The 18,342-nt window shown below is 69.4% G+C and carries 18 protein-coding genes; 4 read left to right on the forward strand and 14 right to left on the reverse strand.

The window, feature by feature from the left end:
- Positions 1 to 32: 32 nt before the first annotated feature.
- Both O0235_RS12655 and O0235_RS12660 read left to right on the forward strand, forming a co-directional pair.
- Positions 33 to 680 carry a ribonuclease FAU-1 family protein gene (locus O0235_RS12655; protein WP_270056140.1) on the forward strand — a complete coding sequence of 216 codons (648 nt, stop codon included), beginning with the start codon at positions 33 to 35 and terminating at the stop codon, positions 678 to 680.
- Between the two features lie 31 nt (positions 681 to 711).
- On the forward strand, positions 712 to 1,053 hold the full coding sequence (locus O0235_RS12660; RefSeq protein ID WP_270056141.1) for an FmdB family zinc ribbon protein: 342 nt from the start codon (positions 712 to 714) through the stop codon (positions 1,051 to 1,053).
- A gap of 6 nt (positions 1,054 to 1,059) precedes the next feature.
- Here O0235_RS12660 and O0235_RS12665 read toward each other — a convergent pair whose 3' ends face one another.
- From O0235_RS12665 to O0235_RS12690, 6 genes are all read right to left on the reverse strand, one after another.
- Positions 1,060 to 1,899 (reverse strand): matrixin family metalloprotease, encoded by an 840-nt coding sequence (locus O0235_RS12665; RefSeq protein ID WP_270056142.1) that lies wholly within the window; start codon positions 1,897 to 1,899, stop codon positions 1,060 to 1,062.
- A gap of 125 nt (positions 1,900 to 2,024) precedes the next feature.
- Positions 2,025 to 2,492, reverse strand: coding sequence for a hypothetical protein (locus O0235_RS12670; protein ID WP_270056143.1), 468 nt, complete (start codon positions 2,490 to 2,492; stop codon positions 2,025 to 2,027).
- Between the two features lie 175 nt (positions 2,493 to 2,667).
- On the reverse strand, positions 2,668 to 3,777 hold the full coding sequence (locus O0235_RS12675) for an acyl-CoA dehydrogenase family protein (protein ID WP_270056144.1): 1,110 nt from the start codon (positions 3,775 to 3,777) through the stop codon (positions 2,668 to 2,670).
- Between the two features lie 133 nt (positions 3,778 to 3,910).
- The gene (gene acs / locus O0235_RS12680; RefSeq protein WP_270056145.1) at positions 3,911 to 5,875 is read right to left on the reverse strand and encodes an acetate--CoA ligase; all 1,965 of its coding nucleotides are present in this window, start codon (positions 5,873 to 5,875) and stop codon (positions 3,911 to 3,913) included.
- A 72-nt stretch (positions 5,876 to 5,947) separates the two neighbouring features.
- Positions 5,948 to 7,273, reverse strand: a complete 1,326-nt coding sequence (locus O0235_RS12685; RefSeq protein WP_270056146.1) for a CaiB/BaiF CoA transferase family protein — start codon at positions 7,271 to 7,273, stop codon at positions 5,948 to 5,950.
- A complete protein-coding gene (locus O0235_RS12690; protein ID WP_270056147.1) occupies positions 7,270 to 8,514 on the reverse strand; it encodes a CaiB/BaiF CoA transferase family protein in 1,245 nt (414 codons plus the stop codon). Before O0235_RS12690 ends, O0235_RS12685 begins: the two co-directional genes overlap by 4 nt.
- Before the next feature lie 118 nt (positions 8,515 to 8,632).
- Between O0235_RS12690 and O0235_RS12695 the strand changes: the two genes are divergently transcribed.
- Entirely contained in the window at positions 8,633 to 10,102 is a 1,470-nt protein-coding gene (locus O0235_RS12695) for an acetyl-CoA hydrolase/transferase family protein (protein ID WP_270056148.1), read from the forward strand.
- Between the two features lie 10 nt (positions 10,103 to 10,112).
- Here O0235_RS12695 and O0235_RS12700 read toward each other — a convergent pair whose 3' ends face one another.
- Positions 10,113 to 11,126 (reverse strand): lysylphosphatidylglycerol synthase transmembrane domain-containing protein, encoded by a 1,014-nt coding sequence (locus O0235_RS12700; protein ID WP_270056149.1) that lies wholly within the window; start codon positions 11,124 to 11,126, stop codon positions 10,113 to 10,115.
- Between the two features lie 71 nt (positions 11,127 to 11,197).
- Here O0235_RS12700 and O0235_RS12705 point away from each other — a divergent pair, with 71 nt between their 5' ends.
- A complete protein-coding gene (locus O0235_RS12705; RefSeq protein ID WP_270056150.1) occupies positions 11,198 to 12,184 on the forward strand; it encodes a phosphatase PAP2 family protein in 987 nt (328 codons plus the stop codon).
- Here O0235_RS12705 and O0235_RS12710 read toward each other — a convergent pair.
- The 7 genes from O0235_RS12710 to O0235_RS12740 form a co-directional block, all read right to left on the reverse strand.
- On the reverse strand, positions 12,144 to 12,944 hold the full coding sequence (locus O0235_RS12710; RefSeq protein WP_270056151.1) for a CheR family methyltransferase: 801 nt from the start codon (positions 12,942 to 12,944) through the stop codon (positions 12,144 to 12,146). The two genes, O0235_RS12705 and O0235_RS12710, sit on opposite strands and share 41 nt — an antisense overlap.
- Complete coding sequence (locus O0235_RS12715; protein ID WP_270056152.1) at positions 12,941 to 14,020, reverse strand: protein-glutamate methylesterase/protein-glutamine glutaminase; 1,080 nt, start codon at positions 14,018 to 14,020, stop codon at positions 12,941 to 12,943. Before O0235_RS12715 ends, O0235_RS12710 begins: the two co-directional genes overlap by 4 nt.
- Positions 14,021 to 14,036: 16 nt before the next feature.
- A complete protein-coding gene (locus O0235_RS12720; RefSeq protein WP_270056153.1) occupies positions 14,037 to 14,393 on the reverse strand; it encodes a response regulator in 357 nt (118 codons plus the stop codon).
- A gap of 10 nt (positions 14,394 to 14,403) precedes the next feature.
- Positions 14,404 to 14,910: a chemotaxis protein CheD gene (locus O0235_RS12725; RefSeq protein WP_270056154.1), complete on the reverse strand. Its 507-nt coding sequence runs from the start codon at positions 14,908 to 14,910 to the stop codon at positions 14,404 to 14,406.
- The gene (locus O0235_RS12730) at positions 14,907 to 15,500 is read right to left on the reverse strand and encodes a chemotaxis protein CheC (protein WP_270056155.1); all 594 of its coding nucleotides are present in this window, start codon (positions 15,498 to 15,500) and stop codon (positions 14,907 to 14,909) included. Before O0235_RS12730 ends, O0235_RS12725 begins: the two co-directional genes overlap by 4 nt.
- Positions 15,501 to 15,544: 44 nt before the next feature.
- The gene (locus O0235_RS12735) at positions 15,545 to 17,650 is read right to left on the reverse strand and encodes a chemotaxis protein CheA (RefSeq protein WP_270056156.1); all 2,106 of its coding nucleotides are present in this window, start codon (positions 17,648 to 17,650) and stop codon (positions 15,545 to 15,547) included.
- 71 nt (positions 17,651 to 17,721) lie between these two features.
- Positions 17,722 to 18,222, reverse strand: a complete 501-nt coding sequence (locus O0235_RS12740; RefSeq protein WP_270056157.1) for a chemotaxis protein CheW — start codon at positions 18,220 to 18,222, stop codon at positions 17,722 to 17,724.
- Positions 18,223 to 18,342: the final 120 nt, after the last annotated feature.

The raw sequence follows: 18,342 nt of genomic DNA on the forward strand, positions 1-18,342 counted from the left end.
CGCGCGGGCCCGGGCGGACGATCTCCGACAGGATGCGCCGCTTCGAGCCCGGCGAAACCGTCGCGCTGCGCTACATCACCCGCGCGGACAGCACCGTCGGCATGACGTGGCCCGCCCGCGTCGTGCGCGACGACGACGAGCTGGTCGCTCTCTGGATTCCCGAGGGTGCCGAATACCGGGCCTGGCACCGGCCGCCGGGCGAGCCGCGGCGCCTCGGCCCGGCCCGGTGGCGCCGCGAGACGCTCCGGCTCATGTTCCCGGGCCGCGCACACTCCACCTGGTGCTCGTGGGAAGGCCCGGACCGCGCCTTCCGGATGTACTACGTCAACTTCGAAGAGCCGTTCCGCCGGACGCCCATCGGCTTCGACACGAACGACCACGCGCTCGATATCGTCGTGTGGCCCGATTTCCGCTGGGAGTGGAAGGACCTCGACGAATTCGAGGCGCTGGCCGCGCAGGGGGTCTTCACGGAGCCCTTCGCCGCCGCCGTGCGCGCCGAGGCTGCGGCCGTGCTCGCCGAGCTCGAGCGCCGCAGCGGCGTGTTCGCCGGCGAATGGCCGCGCTGGCGGCCGCCGGCCGGGTGGTCCGTTCCCGGGCTGCCGGCCGGCTGGTCCGAGGTGCCGCCCGAGCCCTGGGAGCTCCGCACCTGGGCCTACCGCCCGCACCTCGCCCCGCGTTGACGGCCGCCGCCCGCCGGCGGACGATCGGGCCATGGCGCTGTACGAATACGTCTGTGCTTCCTGCGGCACCCGCACGGAAAAGCGGATGCCCATGTCCGACGTTCTCCAGGTCATCCCCTGTCCGAAGTGTGGCAAACAGGCGCAGAAGTCCTTCGGCCGCTTCGTCCTCGTCGGCCGGGCGCAGCCCGGCGTGGAAGACGGCCCCGCGCCCTGGGAAGACGGGGGCGAAGGCGGCGAGGAAGGCGGACACGGGCACAGCCACGAGTGGGGCGGCCATTCGCATGGCCACGGCCATTCGCACGGGCACAGCCACGGGCCGGGCGGTCATTCCCACTCGCACAGCTGGGATGACCTCGACCTCGGCGACGACTGAACGCCGTCAGTCCCGGCTCACGACCGGCAAGACCAGCCGGAACCCGGCCCCCTGTCCGCCCGGTGCCGGGTAGGCCTCGACCATCGCCGCGCGGTCATCGGGCTGGAGCACGTTGCGCTCCTCCCGCGGCCTGAGCGCAGGGTACATCACGGCCTGCCGCTCGTCGTCGGTGCAGCGGGCCGTGTTTTCGCAGGGGTGGCCGAGGCCCGCCCCGTGCCCCAGCTCGTGGAGGATCGTCGAGGCGAGATCGAACTGCCCCGGGCCGAGGCTGCCGCTTGGTCCCCAGTTCACGCTGGCGTTCAGCTGGATGTCGAACTCCCGCAGGTTGCCGCTGCCGCCCCAGACGCTGCAGGTGACGCCCAGCGTCGTCGAGGGAAGCCCCGTCGTGAAGGTAATGGTGTTGCGCCCGTCGAGCTGCCGGTTGGCGAAGTTGCAGGCGCCGGCGTCTGCGGTCGTCGTGCCGGCGTATTCGAAGCGGAACGCCGACCCCTCGATGCTGCTCCACTGGCTGACGGCGCTGCGGACCAGGTCCTCGACCGGCAGGGTGGACGGCCCGCCCGCGGGGTTGAGCCATACCCGTACCGGCATCGCCGAGGGCGACCAGCGGTTTGGGTTGAGCTTGAAGGCGGCGCCGGCGTCGGGGACCGGCTCGAGGTCCGGGTCGCTCCCGTCCCAGGTGAGCACGTGGATGCTGACGCGGTAGCCGTCAGCGGGCGGGGACGCCCCGGGCGGCTGCCCCGGCGCCGGCAGAGCCGCGACCGCGGCCAGGACGATGAGCGCGACCGCGACCGACCAGGCGAGGGCCCGGCTCGTCCGGGCATGCAGGGGCGGGCCGGCGCGCCGCATGCGGGACACTATGCCGGACCGGCGCGAACGGTGCTACGGGAGCGGGCGGACCGGTTCGAAAACGGAAAAGGGGCCGGCGCCGGGCCGGCCCCCTCGTGCGGCGGGCTGGGAACTGGCCCGGAAGACTACTCCGAGAAGAGCTGCGCCTTTTGGCAGTCGGCGTTCTTCTCGGCGATCTTGTTCAGGCGGTCGGCTGCGCCGGACGGCGGCTCGGGGAACGGGTCGCCGTCGAACGTCGAGGTGTCACCCTTCTTGAGCGCGGCAACGGCCTGGTCGAGCGACTTGCCGGCCCCGGTGTGCCACTCTTTCAGGTCGGCCGGCGGCTTCGCCTTCTTGAACGAGGCCGCGAAATCTTCGAAGGGCTTGGCGACCTCCTTGGCCGCTTCCTCTTCGCTCTCGATGGTCGCGAGCTTGGCGATGAGCTTGGTCAGGTCGTCCTGGAACTTGGCGCCGGCTTTGCAGACGTCAGCGACGAACTGCTCATCGGAGCCGGTCCCGCCGCCACCGCCACCGCCGCCGCACGCCCCGAGGAGGCCGGCGGCCACCACGGCGGGGAGCAGGAGCGCCCCGAGCTTGAAACGATGAAATCGCATTTGTGTGTTCTCCTTGTGCTGCTTCCCGCCGGGGCCAATCGTGACCCCCGTAGGTGGTATATGCAAATGTTCGGCGCGCTGCGGTGAATCTCGATGATTGGTTGTGTGCGCAAATGCACAACATGAAGCGGGGCCCGCGCGCGGGCCCCGCTTCCGTTCGAGAACAGGAGCCGAATTAGATCTCCAGCATCTGGGCGACGCGCTCGCGGTGGTAGTCGCCGTCGCCCCAGAAGAGTTCCGCCCGCTTCTGGCGGCGGAAGTAGAGCTGGATGATGTAGTCCTTGGTGAAGCCGATGCCGCCGTGGATCTGCTGGCCGTGGGCGACCACCCGCCGGCTGGCGTCGCTGCACCAGGCCTTCGCCATGGCGGTGTCCATGTCCTGCGAGTCCTCGTTCTCGCTGGTGGCCCAGGCGGCCTTGTACATGATGAACCGCATGCCGTCGACGTCGGTGACCATGTCGGCGGCCTTGTGCTGGATGGCCTGGAAGGAGCCGATCGGGCGGCCGAACTGGACGCGCTCCTTGGCGTAGTTGACCGAGATCTCGAAGTCGCGCTGGGCAAGGCCGACGAGGTAAGCGCACTCGAGGCAGGTCGCCATATTGCGCAGGCGGGCGGCCGTCTTGTCGTCCATGTCGATGACGTCAGCGGCCGGCACTTTCACGTCCTTGAAGACGACTTCGCACTGCTTGTCGCTGGCGATCGTCTTCAGGACGGTGATGCTGATGCCTTCCGCGGTGCGGGGCACGATGAAGGTGCTGAGGCGGCCGTCCGGCTTCCACGCGACGACGTGGAGGTAGTCGGCGACGTGGGCGTCCGGCACGAAGAGCTTGGTGCCGTTGAGCACGAAGTCGCTGCCGCTCTGGGTGGCCTTCATCTCGATGCCTTCGCGGTCCCAGCGGCCGGAGGGTTCGGTGATGGCGTAGGTGTGGATGGCGGTGCCGTTGGCGATGTTCGGCAGGTACTTCTTCTTCTGCTCCTCGGTGCCGGCGAGGATGAGTTCAGCGGCGCAGACGGCGTTGGGGATGAACGGACCCGGCACGAGCGCCCGGCCGAACTCCTCGACGAGGATGCAGAGGTCGAGGAAGGAGAAGCCGGCCCCGCCGTACTCCTCGGGAATCATGAGCCCCTGCCAGCCGAGGTCGGCCATCTTCTTCCAGAGCTCGGGGCTGTAGCCCTTCTCATCGTCCTCCATGGCGCGGACGTGCTCTTCCGGGCACTCCTTCTCGAGGAACTCGCGGGCGGAGTTTTTCAGCAGTTCCTGTTCTTCGCTGAGGCCAAGGTCCATTCGTTCTGCGTCCCTTTCGATGTGTCGTGACCGCGTCCCGCGCGGCCTGCCGAACCCGGTTCGGGCCGGCATCCTGTTGCGGGCCGGATTGTAACAGGATGTTTCGCAGGGTGCGAACCGGTCCGCGGCCCGTTCAGTCCGCCTTCGCAGCCCCGGCGATGATCTCCTGCACCACCGCCGGGTCGGCCAGCGTCGTGACGTCGCCGACGTTCTCCGGCTCGCCTTCGGCAATCTTCCGGAGGATGCGGCGCATGATCTTCCCGGAGCGCGTCTTCGGGAGTCCCTCCACGAACTGGATGCGGTCCGGCGTCGCGATCGGGCTGATCTCCTTCCGGACGGCGTCGCGGAGTTCTTTCGCCAGCTCCGGCGAGCCGCTGAACCCGGCTTTCAGCAGCACGTACGCGTAAATCCCGGTGCCTTTCACGTCGTGCGGGTAGCCGACGACGGCCGCCTCGGCGACGGCGGGGTGGCCGACGAGCGCGCCTTCGATCTCCGCGGTCCCGAGGCGGTGCCCGGCGACGTTCAGGACGTCGTCCACGCGGCCGGTGATCCAGTAGTAGCCGTCCTGGTCCCGGTGGCACCCGTCGCCCGTGAAGTACTTGCCGGGGTACGCCGTCAGGTACGTCTGGACGAACCGGTCGTGGTCGCCGTAGACCGTCCGCATCATGCCGGGCCAGGAGGCCTTCATGCAGAGCCGGCCGGTGACGCCGTTCCCTTCGAGCTCATTGCCGTTTTCGTCGACGACGCACGGCTGGACGCCGAAGAACGGCAGCGAGCCGGAACCGGGCTTCATCGGCGTGCAGCCGGCGAGGCCGGTGATCATGTGGCCGCCCGTTTCCGTCTGCCAGTAGGTATCGACGATGGAGCAGCGGCCTTCGCCGACGACGTTGAAGTACCAGCGCCACGCTTCCGGGTTGATCGGCTCGCCGACGGTCCCGAGGACGCGCAGCGAGGTGCGGCGATACTTCGTGACATACTCGTTTCCTTCGCGGGCGATGGCGCGGATGGCCGTCGGCGCGGTGTAGAACACGTTGATGCCGAGGCGGTCGACCATGTCCCAGTAGCGGCCGGCATCCGGGTACGTCGGCACCGATTCGAACATGACGGTCGTCGCGCCGTTGCCGAGCGGGCCGTAGACGATGTAGCTGTGGCCGGTGATCCAGCCGACGTCGGCCGCGCAGCAGTAGACGTCCTCCTCCCGCACGTCGAAGACGTACCGGTGGCTGGCCATCACGTGGAGCAGGTAGCCGGCGTGGGTATGGAGGACGCCCTTCGGCTTCCCGGTCGAGCCTGACGTGTAGAGGATGAAGAGCGGGTCTTCGCTGTCCATCTCCTCCGGCGGGCACTCGGCTGATTCCCCGGCGACTTCGTCGTGCCACCATGTGTCGCGGCCGGGAACCATGTTCACCGGCGTYCCGGTGTGGCGGTACACGATAACGAACTCGACGGTGTGGCCGGGCTCGGCGAGCGCCTCATCGACGTTCGCCTTGAGCGGGACGGGCCGGCCGCCGCGGCGCCCTTCGTCCTGGGTGATGATCGCCTTGCAGCTGGAGTCGTCCACGCGGTCGCGGATAGAGCGCGGGGAGAAGCCGCCGAAGATGACCGAGTGGATGGCGCCGATGCGGGCGCAGGCGAGCATCGCAGCGGCCAGCTCGGGCACCATGCCCATGTAGATGGCGACCCGGTCGCCCTTCTTCACGCCCTTGCGGCGGAGGGCGTTGGCGAGCTGATTCACCATGGCGGAGAGTTCGCGGTAGGTGACGCGGCGGTTCGTGCCGGGCTCGTCACCCTCCCAGAGAATGGCGGTCTTGTCGCCACGGGCGGCGAGGTGCCGGTCGACGCAGTTCACGGAGGCGTTCAGCTTCCCGCCGATGAACCAGGCGATCTTGCCCGCCCGCAAATCCTCTTCGACGACCCGTTCGAACGGCTTCGAGAACGTGAGGAACCGGTCCGCCATCTCCCGCCAGAAGTTGTCGCGGTCCTCGACGCTCCGGCGGTACAGCTCGCGGTAGGTGTCCATATCGGCGACGAGCGCGCCTTCGCGGGCGTGCGCCGGCGGGTCGTACCGCTCGTCGACAGGGAGGCCAACGTCGGCCATGCCACATCCTCCAGTGCAGGGGCTCAGGTGTTGCCGCGCATTCTACCCGCGGCCGGGCGCGAAATCCGCCGGTCAGGGCACACTCGGGTCGTACTCTTCGGCGATGTGGCCGCCCGCCCGGAGCGCGGCGTACTCCTCATCGCTGACCTTGAGCAGCTCGCGGTATACGTACTCGTTGTGTTCGCCGAAACAGACGGGCGGCTGGTAGAACTCGACCGGCGTCTTCTCGAACTTCCAGAGCGGCCCGACGTACTCGTGGGTCCCCGCATCGCGGACGGTCTGCGTTTTGAAGAAGTCCCGCGCCCGCAGGTGGGGGTCGTCGAACATCCGCGAGGCTTCGAGGACCGGGGCCGCGGCGATGCCGAGCGCCTGCAGCTGGTGCATCAGCTCGTAGTCGTCGCGCTCGCGCGTCCAGGCTGCGATGCCCTCGTCGATTTCGCGGTGGTGCGCAGCGCGGCCCTCGTTCGTGGCGAAGCGCGGGTCCCGCGCCCACTCGGGCGAGCCCATCGCCTCGACGAGCCGCTGCCACTGGGCATCGTTTTCGATGTGGATGGCGATCCAGCGGTCATCCATCGTGGCCGCCGTGCCGGGGGATTTTGCCGGGTAGACGCCGCAGGGAGCGCGGCCGTGGACGTCGCGGTTGCCGATGGCGCCCTGCACGTTCCGGTTGAGCGAGTAGTCCATGATGGCGTGGGTGAACATCGCGGCGGCGTTCTCCGCCTGGGCGATTTCGATCGTCTGGCCCTCGCCCGTCCGCTCGCGATACCAGAGCGCGGCCATCACGGCGAGCGCCCCTTGCGCCCCGGCCATGTAGTCGCCGGAGTAGATCGCGGTGTTGGCCGAGGGGTCGGCATCGTCGTAGCCGCGAAGAAGGGTGTGCCCCATCACCGCCTCGAGGTGCACCCCGAGGGCGCGGGCGTTGTGGTAGGGGCCCGTCAGCCCGTAGGCCGGCACGCGGACGAGGATGATGGCGGGGTTCGCTTCGCGGAGCCACGCTTCGGTGATGCCGAGCTTTTCGAGCGTGCCTACGGCGTTGTTCTCGTAGACGACATCGGAGATCGCGACGAGGCGGCGGAGGATGTCCTTTCCTTCGGGCCGCCGGAGGTCGACGGTGAAGCTCTTCTTGTTCCGGTAGAGGCTGACGAAGGTGGGGTTGTAGTTCCACGGCCGCGGGCCGACTTCGTTGCGCGGCAGGCCGCCGCTCCAGGCGATGCTCCGCTCCAGCAGGATTTGCGGCGGGCGCGCCATCGCGCCGCGGGTCATCGGCTGGAATACGAACGGGTTTTCCGGCTTGATGACCTCCGCGCCGAGGTCGCCGAGCAGCATCGTGGCGAACGGCCCGGCCCAGACGACGCAGAGATCGATGACGCGGATGCCTTCGAGGGGTTTGTGAGTCACCGCGCACCTCCCCCAGCGAGCACCTGGCTGATCGTGGCGTCATCGACGCCGGCCTCGCGGAGCACTTCCCCGGTGTGCTGGCCCAGCAGCGGGGCGACCCGGCGGAGCTGCCAGCCGCCCTTGCCCATGAGGAACGGGCGCCCGGGGAATTCGACTTCGCCCAGCTCGGGATGCTCGGCCCGCGCCCAGAAGCCGCGGTCCCGGAAGTGGTCGTCCTCGAAGAGGTCTTCCATGCTGAAGAGCGGCCCGCAGAGCACCTTGGCGCGCCGGGCCTCGGCCCAGATCTCCCGCTTCGTGCGCTCGAGGCACCAGGTGAGGAAGTAGACGTTCCACTCTTCGATGACCGCGGGGTCGAGCCGCTGGACGGGGTCGTTGAAGCGCGGGTCCTGGTTCCATTCCGGGTGCCCGAGCATGTCGTCGACGCGGTCCGGCCGGAGGGCGGCGTTCGTGAACTCCACGTACCCGTCGGCGCAGGGGTAGATGCCCTGCGGCATGCCCGCGCCGCCGCCCGCCGCGCGGATCGTCTTCCGGCCGCTGAACTGGTAGGCGATGGCCGTCGCGTGGCGCCGGTCGACGCCGCCGAAATGGGTCTCGGCGAGCGAAACGTCGACGTGCTGGCCGATGCCGAACCGCTTCGCCGCCCAGAGCGCGCCCATGATGGCGACGGACGCGGCCGCGCCCGATTCGAAGAGGGCCGCGGTGCCGGCCATCTTCACCGGCTCGCGCTCGGTGAGGCCCATGGAGTACATCTCGCCGGCGAAGCCGTACAGGGTCAGCTCGCTCAGGCGATAGTCGCGGTAGGGCCCGGTTTGCCCGAAGTTCGAGATAGAGACGACGGGCAGGGCGAGGTTGATGCGCCGGAAGAAGTCGACGCCCACGCCGAGCCGGTCGAGCGTGCCCGGCGCAAAGTTCTCGACGACGACGTGCGCCGTTTTCGCCAGCGCTTCGAGCGCGGCTTTGCCCGCCGGCTCGCGCAGGTCGAGCACGACGGAGCGCTTGTTGCAGTTGAGGTAGAAGAAGAGGCCGCTGCGCTCCGGGTGCGGCACGCCGCCTTTGAAAGGCGGCAGCTGGCGGGCGATGTCGCCGCCGGGCTTTTCGATTTTGATGACGTCGGCCCCGAGGTCGGCGAGCAGCCGCGTTGCGTAGGGGCCCGCGATATGGTGCGTCAGGTCGAGGACGCGGACGTCATCCAGCGCCTGCATTCGTCCCACCTCCTGCTCGTGCCGCCTGCCCTGCGGCACCGCGGAACTCTACCAGAGGCCGCGAAGGCGGTGAACTGCCCCTTTCGATTCAGGAATGTAGAATCCCCCGTCAGCCTGCCGGGCGAGCTGCCCGGCCATCCCCCACGGAGGTGTGCCCATGGCCATCCGCTACCAGAACTGGCGCGACGAGTACAAATCCCGGCAGAAGTCCCTCGCCGAGGCGATGCAGGTCATCAAGGAAGGCGACCTCGTCGGCGTCACCATCCTCTGCCCCGCCCCGCTCGTGCAGGCGTTCATCGAGCGCGCGAAGCAGCTCGGCAACGTCTCGGTCCGCACGCTGGCGCCGAACTACCCGGACCTGTTCAACACCGAACTCTTCAAGGGCGAGCGCGAAATCGAGCTGTTCATCGGCGATGCGATGCGCCCCGCGCACGACGCCAAGATTGCGACCTACCTGCCGAACACGTTCATGCTCGGCATGAAGGCGTTCGACAACGGCCGGCCTGAGGCCCGCATCCCGGACGTCTTCCTCACGCCCTGCAGCCCGCCGAACGAGCACGGCTACGTGCACTTCGGCCCCCACATGTGGCAGCGGAAGAGCTACGCCAAGCGGTGCAAGCACACCATCGCCATCGTCGACCCGAACATCACGCCGGTCCACGGCGACGTCTGGATGCACGTCTCCGAAATCGAGACGTTCATCGACGGCGTGATGAAGCCCGTCGACATCCCGGCGATGGAGGAGCGCGTCCGCACGCAGGCGAAGGAGGAGGACCGGCAGGCGCTGCTCGACATCATGAAGCGGGCCACGCCGGACCAGCTGGCGCTCGTGGAGCACACGTTCCACACCTTCCCGCCGTCGCTCCTCGGGGCCGCGCTCGGCATCCAGGAGGTCGACCCGGCGGCCCAGGCGATCGCCGACAACCTCCGCCAGATCATCCGCGACGGCGACACCATCCAGGTCGGCGTGGGCCAGCCCAGCCAGCTGATGTTCCTCGCCGGCGCCTTCGATGACGCGAAGCACCTCGGCGTCCACACCGAGCTCGGCTCGCCCGGGCTGGCGAAGCTCTGGGCGCGCGGCATCATCGACGGCTCGAAGAAGACGCTCTTCCCCGGCAAGTGCATCGCCGTCGCCTGGACCGGCTGCGATGGCGAAGACCTGAAGATCATCGCCGATAACCCGGCGTTCGAGCTGCACCAGCACGACATCGTGCTGAACCCGGCCTTCATGTCCCAGAACCACCAGATGACGTCGATCAACAGCGCCATCGCGGTCGACCTCCTCGGCCAAATCGCGAGCGAGGACCGGTTCGGCGGCCATATGGTGAACGGCACCGGCGGTCAGCCCGATACCCACATGGCGGCGGCGATGTGCAAAAACGGCCGCGCCATCACGGTGATGCGCTCGACGGCGATGGACGGCACGATTTCGAAGGTCGTGGCGAAGCACGAGGCCGGCACGCTCGTGACCATCCCCCGCTACCTCGCGGACACGATCATCACGGAGTACGGGGTCGCGCGGCTGCTGGACAAGAACCACCGCCAGCGCGCCGAGGAGCTCATCTCCATCGCCCACCCGGATTTCCGGGCGGAGCTGCGCCGGGAAGCGAAGGAGCTCTGGGGCTGAGGCTCCGCCTTCAGTCGTCGCCCAGCGCCTGCGCCGCGGGGCTCGCCTCGCGGCGCAGCAGCGCGGGCGAAAGCCGGTCCCGGCTGGCGAGCAGCAGCGCGGCGCCGATGAGGCTCACGGGCACGACGTTCACGAGGTGCGCCAGGATGGCGAAGCTGAGCGCCCGCGCCTCGGGCACCCCGAAGGGCAGCAGCGAGGCCGTCGCGGCGATGTGGAAGACGCCAATCGCGCCCGGCGAACTCGGGAGCAGCATGGCGAGGTTGGTGGTGCAGGTGAGGAGGACCGCGACGGCGAGCGGGGCATCGATCGCGAGTGCCCGCATCAGCAGATAGTTGATCGCGAATGCGCCGACCCACGCCGTCCACGACCAGCCCCAGATGTGGACGACGCGCTCGCGCCGGAAGAGCCGGCCCAGGCCGTCCGCGAACGAGGAGGCCTCGGCGCGGATGCGCTGGTTGGCGGGCAGCCGGCGGTGCAGCCGCTCGGAGCGCGCCACCGACCGGAGCCGGCCGCGGAACAGCGCGCCCAGCGCCACGGCCGCGGCGAGCGCCGCCACGATGACCCATGCAGCCGTCTTCCATCCTTCGTACCGCGCCGGCACGGGCAGGAACGGACTCACGGCGAGGAAGCAGAGCAGCAGCGTGACCGTGTCCGTCACCCGCTCGGTGAGCATCGAAGAAAGGACGTGCCCGAGCCGAATGCCCGGCTGGCGGGTCGTCATGGCGACGCGGGCCACATCGCCGAGGCGCGCCGGCAGCACGTTGTTCAGCAAAAAGCTGATATGGAGGATGCGGTAGAGCCGGCGCGTGGTGACGGGCGCCGATTCGGGCAGGAGCAGCCGCCAGCGGACCGTCTTGGCGACCAGCGAAGCCACGAGGCAGGCGATGGCGAGGGCGACGAACAGCGGGTCGGCGGTGCGCAGCGAGGCGACCGTGGGCGTCCACGGGATGAGCTGCCACAGGAGCGCCACCGATGCGGCGGTGACGACGAACCCGGGCGCCGACCTGGCAAGCGAACGGATCACTGCCCAGTCCCTTCCCCAACAGCGTGCCACAAGCCTTCCCCAAGGGAAACGGCCGGGCTACGCTGGAAGGCGTGTCGGTGATTGCCGAATCCGGCCGCCCGCGCGGATGGAGCCGCCTGCGGCTCCCGCCCCTGCCGGAGCCCCCGGCCACCCGGCGGGGCCGCCTCCTCCTCGCCGCACAGGCGGGCATCCTGCTCGCGATGACCGCGTCGGTCGCGACCCGCACGTGGCAGGACCACCTCTGGGTCGGTTTCCTCCTCGTCGGCGTCGCCGCGCTCCTCTGGGCGCCGGAGATTCGGCAGCGGCGCATCCGCCGCTGGTGGTTCGTCTACGTCGGCGGAATCTTCGTCTACACGCTGCTCCGCGCCTACGCCGATGAGACTGGCGTGCCGGTCCGCATCGAATACCCCATCCGCTTCGACCGCTGGCTCTTCCTCGGCACGGACCCGACGCTCTGGCTTCAGCGGGAGTTGTTCGACCCCCGCCGCATCGGGTTCGTCGACTACGCTGCGGTGGCGACCCACTGGTCGTTCTTCATCGCGCCGCACGCCCTCGCCGTCGGCGTCTTCCTGGTGGACCGGCGCCACTTCCCGCGCTTCGCGCTGCTGATGGTCGGGACGATGTGGCTCGGGCTGGCGCTGTTCTTCGTCGTTCCCACCGCGCCGCCGTGGTTCGCCGGCGAACTCGGCGCGCTCGCCGGCGTGCGCCGGGTCATGGATTACGTCGGCGGCTCCATCCACGGCAGCGCCTACTCGTCGCTGTACGCCGCGCTCGGCGAGCCGAACTCCGTCGCGGCGATGCCGTCGATCCACATGGCGGTCACGTTCGCGATGTACCTTTGGGCGCGGCGCCACATCCCGGCGCTCGCCCCGTGGCTCCTCGGCTACTCGGCGGTGATGGCGCTGTCGCTGGTGTACCTCGGCGAGCACTACGTGTCCGACCTGCTGGTGGGCGTTGCCTGCGCATTCGCTGCATGGCTGGCCGCCAGCCGCTTCGCGCCGGAGCTCCCGGAGCCGGCTATGCAGCCCGCTGATACAGGTTCACGCCCGCGGTTTTGAGGCCGATTTCGCCGGAGCGCATGATCATCTCGCTCCCGCCGACGAAGAGGACGCCGCCCGGCCGCAGCGCCTTGCTGAAGCCGGCGTAGATGTGGGCCTTCGCCTCATCGGTGAAGTAGATGACGACGTTGCGGCAGGCGATGAGGTCGAGATCGGAGGGGTACGGGTCCTTCAGGAGGTCGTGCCGCCGGAAGGTCACCTTCCGCCGAATCTCGTCGACCACCCGGTACGTCCCGTCTTCGTGGATGAAGTACCGCTTCAGGTAGTCCGGCGGCACGGAGCGCACTTCGGAGGGCAGGTAGCCGGCGCCGTCCTTCGCGCGCGAGAGAATCGGCATGTCGACGTCGGTGGCGAGGATGCTGTGGCGGCCCTGCGGGTCGATCCGGTCGAGGATCATCGCGATGGTGTAGGGCTCGCAGCCGATGGAGCAGCCGGCGCTCCAGATCTTCAGGCTGCGGCGCTCCTTCAGGAGCTGGGGGAACCAGCGCGTCTCCAGTTCGCGGAACCGCTCGGGCTGGCGGAAGAACTCGCTGACGTTGATGGTGAGCGTGTCCCGCACTTCGTCGAGCAGCTTCGGGTCGGTGGCGATGGCGCGCGAGAACGCCGTCCACGAGCTGATGCCGCGGCGGGTCATCAGGCTCCCGAGCCGCCGCTTCATCTGGGGCTCCTTGTACTGGCCGAGCGGGACGCCGATGGCGGCCTCCAGCGCGCGCCGGAACGAGAGCCACTGGGGGTCGGAACCGGTCTCCTGCATCGTCATGCCTGCCTCCCGGGAACGCTCGCGGCGAGCGCCGCGGCGATGCGGTCGATGGGCAGCTGCCGCGCCGACTTCGTCCGTTCGACGGTGACGCGCGGCATGCCGTAGACCACGCTGGTCGCTTCGTCCTGGGCGAACACCTGTCCCCCGGCGGCCTCGACCCGGGCGGCGCCGTCGGCCCCGTCCCGGCCCATCCCCGTGAGGATGGCGACGCTGACGGCGCTGCCGAACACCTCCGCGGCCGAGAACAGGGTGACATCGACGCTCGGGCGCACGCCGTGGACGGTCGGGCCGCGGTCGAGCCGGACCCGCCGGTCCCGCCCGATGATGAGGTGGAAATCGCCGGGCGCGATGAGCACCCGCCCGGGGAGGAGGAGGTCGCCCTCCTGCGCCTCCGCGACAGGTAGCGGCGAGAGCCCGTCCAGCCGGCGGGCCAGCGCGCCCGTGAAACCGGGCGGCATGTGCTGCACCACCAACACCGCCGCGTTGAGGCCGGCCGGAAGGTGGGGCACGACCTGCGTGAGGGCCGGCGGCCCGCCCGTGGAGGAGCCGATGACCACCGCGTATTTGGCGGGCTGCTGGCTGCCCGTGAGGCGCGGGCGCTCGGGCAGCCGCACGACGGGGGGAGCCGGCGCCGCCGGCCGCCGCCGCGTCAGCCGCGCCTGGCTCGCCCGCTGGACCGCTTCGAAGAGCTTTTCGCCGACGTTGACGAGGTCGGCGCTAAGGCCGGACGGCTTGCCGACGCATTCGACGGCGCCCGCTTCGAGCGCGCGGATGGCGGTCGACGTGCCTTCGTGCGTGAGGGTCGAGACCATCACGATCGGTGTCGGCACCGTCTGCATGATCTCGGCGACAGCCGAGACGCCGTCCATGCGGGGCATCTCGACGTCCATGGTGATGACGTCCGGGCGGAGCTGCAGCGCCTTCTGGACGGCCTCCATGCCGTCGGCGGCCTGGCCGACGACGGTGACGCCGGGGTGGGCCGTGAGCAGGCGCTCGATCGCGCGCCGCATGAACGCCGAATCGTCGACGATGAGGACGCGCAACGGGCGCGCCGGGGACTGGGCCGGGTATGCCACCGCCGCGCCTCCCCGCTCAGTTGCAGAGCTTGCTGACGGCGGCGAGCACGCGGTCGGCCTCGGCCGGCTTGACGAGGAAGTCCTTCGCCCCGCTCTTGACGGCTTCGAGGACGATCTGCTGCTGGCCGAGCGCCGTGACCATGGCCACTTTCGCGTTCGGGTCCACCTTCCGGATCTCCTTGAGGGCGGTGAGCCCGTCCATCTCCGGCATGGTGATGTCCATCAGGACCGCATCGGGCTTCGCCGCCTGGTACTTTTCGACCGCCTCGAGGCCGTTCTCGGCCTGGATGACTTCGTACCCGGCCTCCGTGAGGATCTTGGACATCCTCATGCGCATGAAGGCGGCATCGTCGACAACGAGAATGGTTGCCATCGTGTGTCTCCTACAGTTCGCTGGCCGGTGAAGCGGCCGTTCGGACGAAGGTCTTGCCCGTCGCCACGTGGAGCTCCATCGTGCGCCCTTTGGTCCCGCCGAGGTCGGCGGCGGTCACGCGGATCCCGTGGTGCTTCAACCGTTCGGTTATGGCTTCGGCATTCCGGACGCCGATCTTGAATTTCTCGGCGTTCGCAGCCCCGAGGACTGCGGCGCCGCCTGCGACCTTCACGATGAGCCGCCGCTTGACGGCGCCGGCCTCAGCGAGGCGCTGGAGCAGCAGGTCGATGCCCGTATCGGCGAAGCGCGCGGGCTCGCGGTCATCCACCCGCTTCCCCTCGGAAGACGGCAGGAGGATGTGCGCGAGGGCCGCCACTTTCGCCTCCGGGTCGTAACAGGCGATGCCGACGCACGAGCCGAGGCCGTAGGCCACGAGGATGTCATGCGGGTCGCGGCTGAGGGCGAGCTGGCCGATGCCCACGGAGATGCGCCGGGCCTCGGCGGTCGTGGTCGTCATGCCGCTACCCTCTGGAGCGCCCCGAGCGATGCCGGGTCCGGCGCGACGATGAGCAGGCCCGCGGTGCGCCCCTTCTGGTCCTCGAAGACGGCATCCATCATGACGACGTCGCTGCCCTGCGACAGCACCTCCGCATAGACGGACTCGACCAGCGCAATGGCCATGTCGTGGAGCACTTGCGGCGGGCTCGGGTGGAGCACCAGGTTCAGGTGGTCGGCCAGGGCGTTGACGAACGCGGAGCCGACGATGTTGCCCAGCTCCGAAATCGCGGAGCAGGCCATCTCGTCCGGGCCGGTCGTGGTGCCCGGCTCCTGCCCCATCATGAGGTCGACGCATTCCAGCGCCCGCGGCTCCGGGAAGAGCAGCATCACGTGCCCCGTGATGTCCCCCGAAATCGAGAGGTAGGAGCCGATGACGACCGTCTCCTCGCCGCCGACGGCATCGCAGGCGTCGTTCTTCGTCCCGGTGCGGATGTTCGGGACGTGGATGGAAATCTCCTGGCCCATCAGCCCGCTCAGGCCCCTGCCGGCGCGCACCGCGCCGTCCGCGGCAACTGCAGCCAGGGTGGGAATCAGCTCATCAACGGCCATCTGCATGCTCCCTGCGTGGGTGGGGGGTGAGGGTCCGGGCGGCGCTACGCCGGGACCGCGACGGCGGCCTGTTCGGTCACGAGGCTGGCGATATCGACGATGAGGCCGAGGGTGCCGTCGCCGAGGATGGTCGCCCCGGTGAGACCCTTCCGGGTCCCGAGCATGTCGCCGAGGGATTTGACGACGACGTCCTGTTCGCCGAGCAGCCGGTCGACGATGAACGCCGCCTGGCGGTCGCCGTGGCGCGCGGCGACGACGAAGTAGCCGTCCGTCGGCAGCATCCGCGGGCGGGTGTCGCCGAGCGCGGCCGCGAGGTCGATCATCGGCAGCAGCCGGTGCCGCAGCCGCAGCGTCTTGCGGCCGCCGACGGTGTGGATGTCGGCCTCGTGGTCGGCGAGTGCCTCCGTGACCGAGACGAGGGGGATGGCATAGACGGTGCCGTTGGCGGAGACCATGAGCGCCTTCGTCGTCGCCAGCGTGAGCGGCAGCTGGATGATGACTTCCGTCCCCTTGCCGGGCACGCTGCTCACGGTGATCTGGCCGTTCAGCCGCTCGATGTTGGTCCGGACGATGTCCATGCCGACGCCCCGGCCCGAGACGTCGGTGATCTGCTTCGCGGTGGAAAGCCCCGGCATGAAGATCCACTGGACGACCTGGTCGTCGGTCGACGCCTCGGCAGCTTCGCGTGTCATCAGCCCCTTTTCCACCACCTTTCGCCGCAGCGCGGAGGTGTCGATCCCGCGGCCGTCATCGCGCACGGCGAGGTAGATGTAGGTCTCCTGGTTCCAGGCGGTGACCGAGATGGTCCCGGTCTCGGGCTTGCCGGCCGCGCGCCGCTCCTCGGGCGATTCGATCCCGTGGTCCACGGCGTTGCGGAGGATGTGCACGAGCGGGTCGGAAATCTCTTCGATGACGGAGCGGTCCAGCTCCGTCTCTTCGCCGGCGGTGACGAGGTCGACTTTCTTCCCGCACTTCACGGCGACGTCCCGCACGAGGCGCGGCAGCCGCGAAAGCACCGAGCGGACCGGCAGCATGCGGCTGCGCATGATCTGCTCCTGGAGCTCGTCGGTCACGCGGGCGAGGTGTGAGGTCGTCTCTTCGAAGTTGTCCATCAGCTCGCTCAGGCTGGCGTCGCGGAGCACGGAGCTGAGCTGTTCGCGCACCTGCTGGAGGCGGGTGCGGTCGATGACCAGCTCGCCGACGAGGTTCATCAGCCCGTCCAGCCGCTCGACATCGATGCGGACGGACTGGGAGGCCTTGCGGCCGTTTGCGCCCCGCTGCGTCTCCGCCGGGGCGTCTTCCCGCGCTTCGCCGGCCTCCGGCCGGGCTGCCGCGGGCTGCTGCGGCTCGTCGCGGAAACCTTCGATGGGGCCGGTGGCTTCTGCGGGCGGCACCTGCCGGAGCCGCACGGCGGCGACGTCGCTCACTGCTTTCAGCGCGGCCGCGACCTGCTCGTCAGTCTGGCGCGTCACCAGGAGGCTCGCCATCCGGTACTCGCCGCCGCCAGCCTCGATGACGTCGCGCTCCGGCCAGCAGGCCGCCACCTTGCCGATGCTCTCCATCTCCTGGAGCACCTGGTAGCAGCGGATGGACGGCAGCTGGCAATCGGACGCGATGGTCACGTCGACGAAGTAGATGCCCTGGCCCTGCTCGACGTCCTCCCAGCAGCACTCGAGCGCGCCCGCCGGCACCTGGTAGACCGGTGCGTCATGGGCTTCTGGCAGCGCCACGGCCGGGCCGTCGCCTTCGAGCACGGCCATCAAGTCGGCCTCGAGGCGTTCGGTCTCGATGCCCGAATCGACCCGGGTGACGACTTCGTTGGCGAGCACGCGGAGCGCGTCGAGCCCCGCCAGCAGCGCATCGACCACGTCGGACGTCGGCGCCCGCCGGCCCTGCCGCACCGCGTCGAGCACCGTTTCCATCGCGTGGGTGAGCGAGGCCATCTTCTTGTGGCCGATCGTCGCGCTCGAACCTTTCAGGGTGTGCGCCGCCCGGAAGATGCGCTGGACGAGCGCGGGGTCGGGTTCGCCCTCGAGCTGGACGAGCGACTGGTCGAGCAGTTCGATTTGCTCCTCCGCCTCTTCGAGGAAGAGCTTCAGGTCCTCGTCGTCGAGGTCGAACTGGAGCGGGGTTCCTTTCGTGCTGGCCATGCGGCGGCACTCCTCGCAATCAAGGAATCGAAATCCGTCGGTCCGTCCCGCGGCGCTGCTGCCGCGCCCGGTCAGGCCGCCCGGGAGAAGCTGCCGTAGTCATCCGCGGAGGCGGGCAGCACCCCTTCGAGGTCGACCAGCGAGACGAGGCGGTCTTCGAGCTTCGCGACGCCGCGGAGGTAGCCGTTCTCCGGCCCGGCGACGATGGCGCTCGGCGGCTCCACCTGGTCGCCGGGGATGCGCATCACTTCGCTCACCGCATCGACGATGAGCCCGACCATGCCGGTCGAGCTGCTGACGACGACGATGCGGGTTTCCGGGGTGTACTCGCTGGCCGGGACGCCGCACCGCTTCCGCAGGTCGATGACGGGCACGACCCTGCCGCGGAGGTTCGTGATGCCCTCCACCCAGAAATCGGCGCCGGGGATGCTGGTGATCGTCTGCATCCGGACGATCTCCTGCACCGCCTGGATATCGAGCGCGTAGTACTCATCGGCGAGCTTGAAGATGACGACATGCTCCTCGCTGGCGGGGAGCGCAGTCGATTCAGGGGCAGCTTCGAACCTGGCCACGGTCGGTCCTCCTCGTGAATCCCGGCTCTCCGCCGGGGCGCTAGAAAAAGCTACGAACCGCCGGGGAAGCGCGGGCATCCGCGGCTCCCCCGATGCGCCCCCGGATCTCCCCTAACCCGT

This window comes from Tepidiforma flava (assembly GCF_027594505.1).
Classification (GTDB): Bacteria; Chloroflexota; Dehalococcoidia; order Tepidiformales; family Tepidiformaceae; genus Tepidiforma; species Tepidiforma flava.

Excerpts from the sequence above, each read along its gene's own strand:
- O0235_RS12725 (WP_270056154.1), bottom strand. The coding sequence starts at position 14,910 with ATGACGACCACGACCGCCGAGGCCCGGCGCATCTCCGTGGGCATCGGC.
- O0235_RS12695 (WP_270056148.1), top strand. The coding sequence starts at position 8,633 with ATGGCCATCCGCTACCAGAACTGGCGCGACGAGTACAAATCCCGGCAG.
- O0235_RS12675 (WP_270056144.1), bottom strand. The coding sequence starts at position 3,777 with ATGGACCTTGGCCTCAGCGAAGAACAGGAACTGCTGAAAAACTCCGCC.
- O0235_RS12730 (WP_270056155.1), bottom strand. The coding sequence starts at position 15,500 with ATGGCCGTTGATGAGCTGATTCCCACCCTGGCTGCAGTTGCCGCGGAC.
- O0235_RS12665 (WP_270056142.1), bottom strand. The coding sequence starts at position 1,899 with ATGCGGCGCGCCGGCCCGCCCCTGCATGCCCGGACGAGCCGGGCCCTC.
- O0235_RS12710 (WP_270056151.1), bottom strand. The coding sequence starts at position 12,944 with ATGACGATGCAGGAGACCGGTTCCGACCCCCAGTGGCTCTCGTTCCGG.
- O0235_RS12670 (WP_270056143.1), bottom strand. The coding sequence starts at position 2,492 with ATGCGATTTCATCGTTTCAAGCTCGGGGCGCTCCTGCTCCCCGCCGTG.
- O0235_RS12655 (WP_270056140.1), top strand. The coding sequence starts at position 33 with ATGCGCCGCTTCGAGCCCGGCGAAACCGTCGCGCTGCGCTACATCACC.
- O0235_RS12735 (WP_270056156.1), bottom strand. The coding sequence starts at position 17,650 with ATGGCCAGCACGAAAGGAACCCCGCTCCAGTTCGACCTCGACGACGAG.
- O0235_RS12720 (WP_270056153.1), bottom strand. The coding sequence starts at position 14,393 with ATGGCAACCATTCTCGTTGTCGACGATGCCGCCTTCATGCGCATGAGG.
- O0235_RS12660 (WP_270056141.1), top strand. The coding sequence starts at position 712 with ATGGCGCTGTACGAATACGTCTGTGCTTCCTGCGGCACCCGCACGGAA.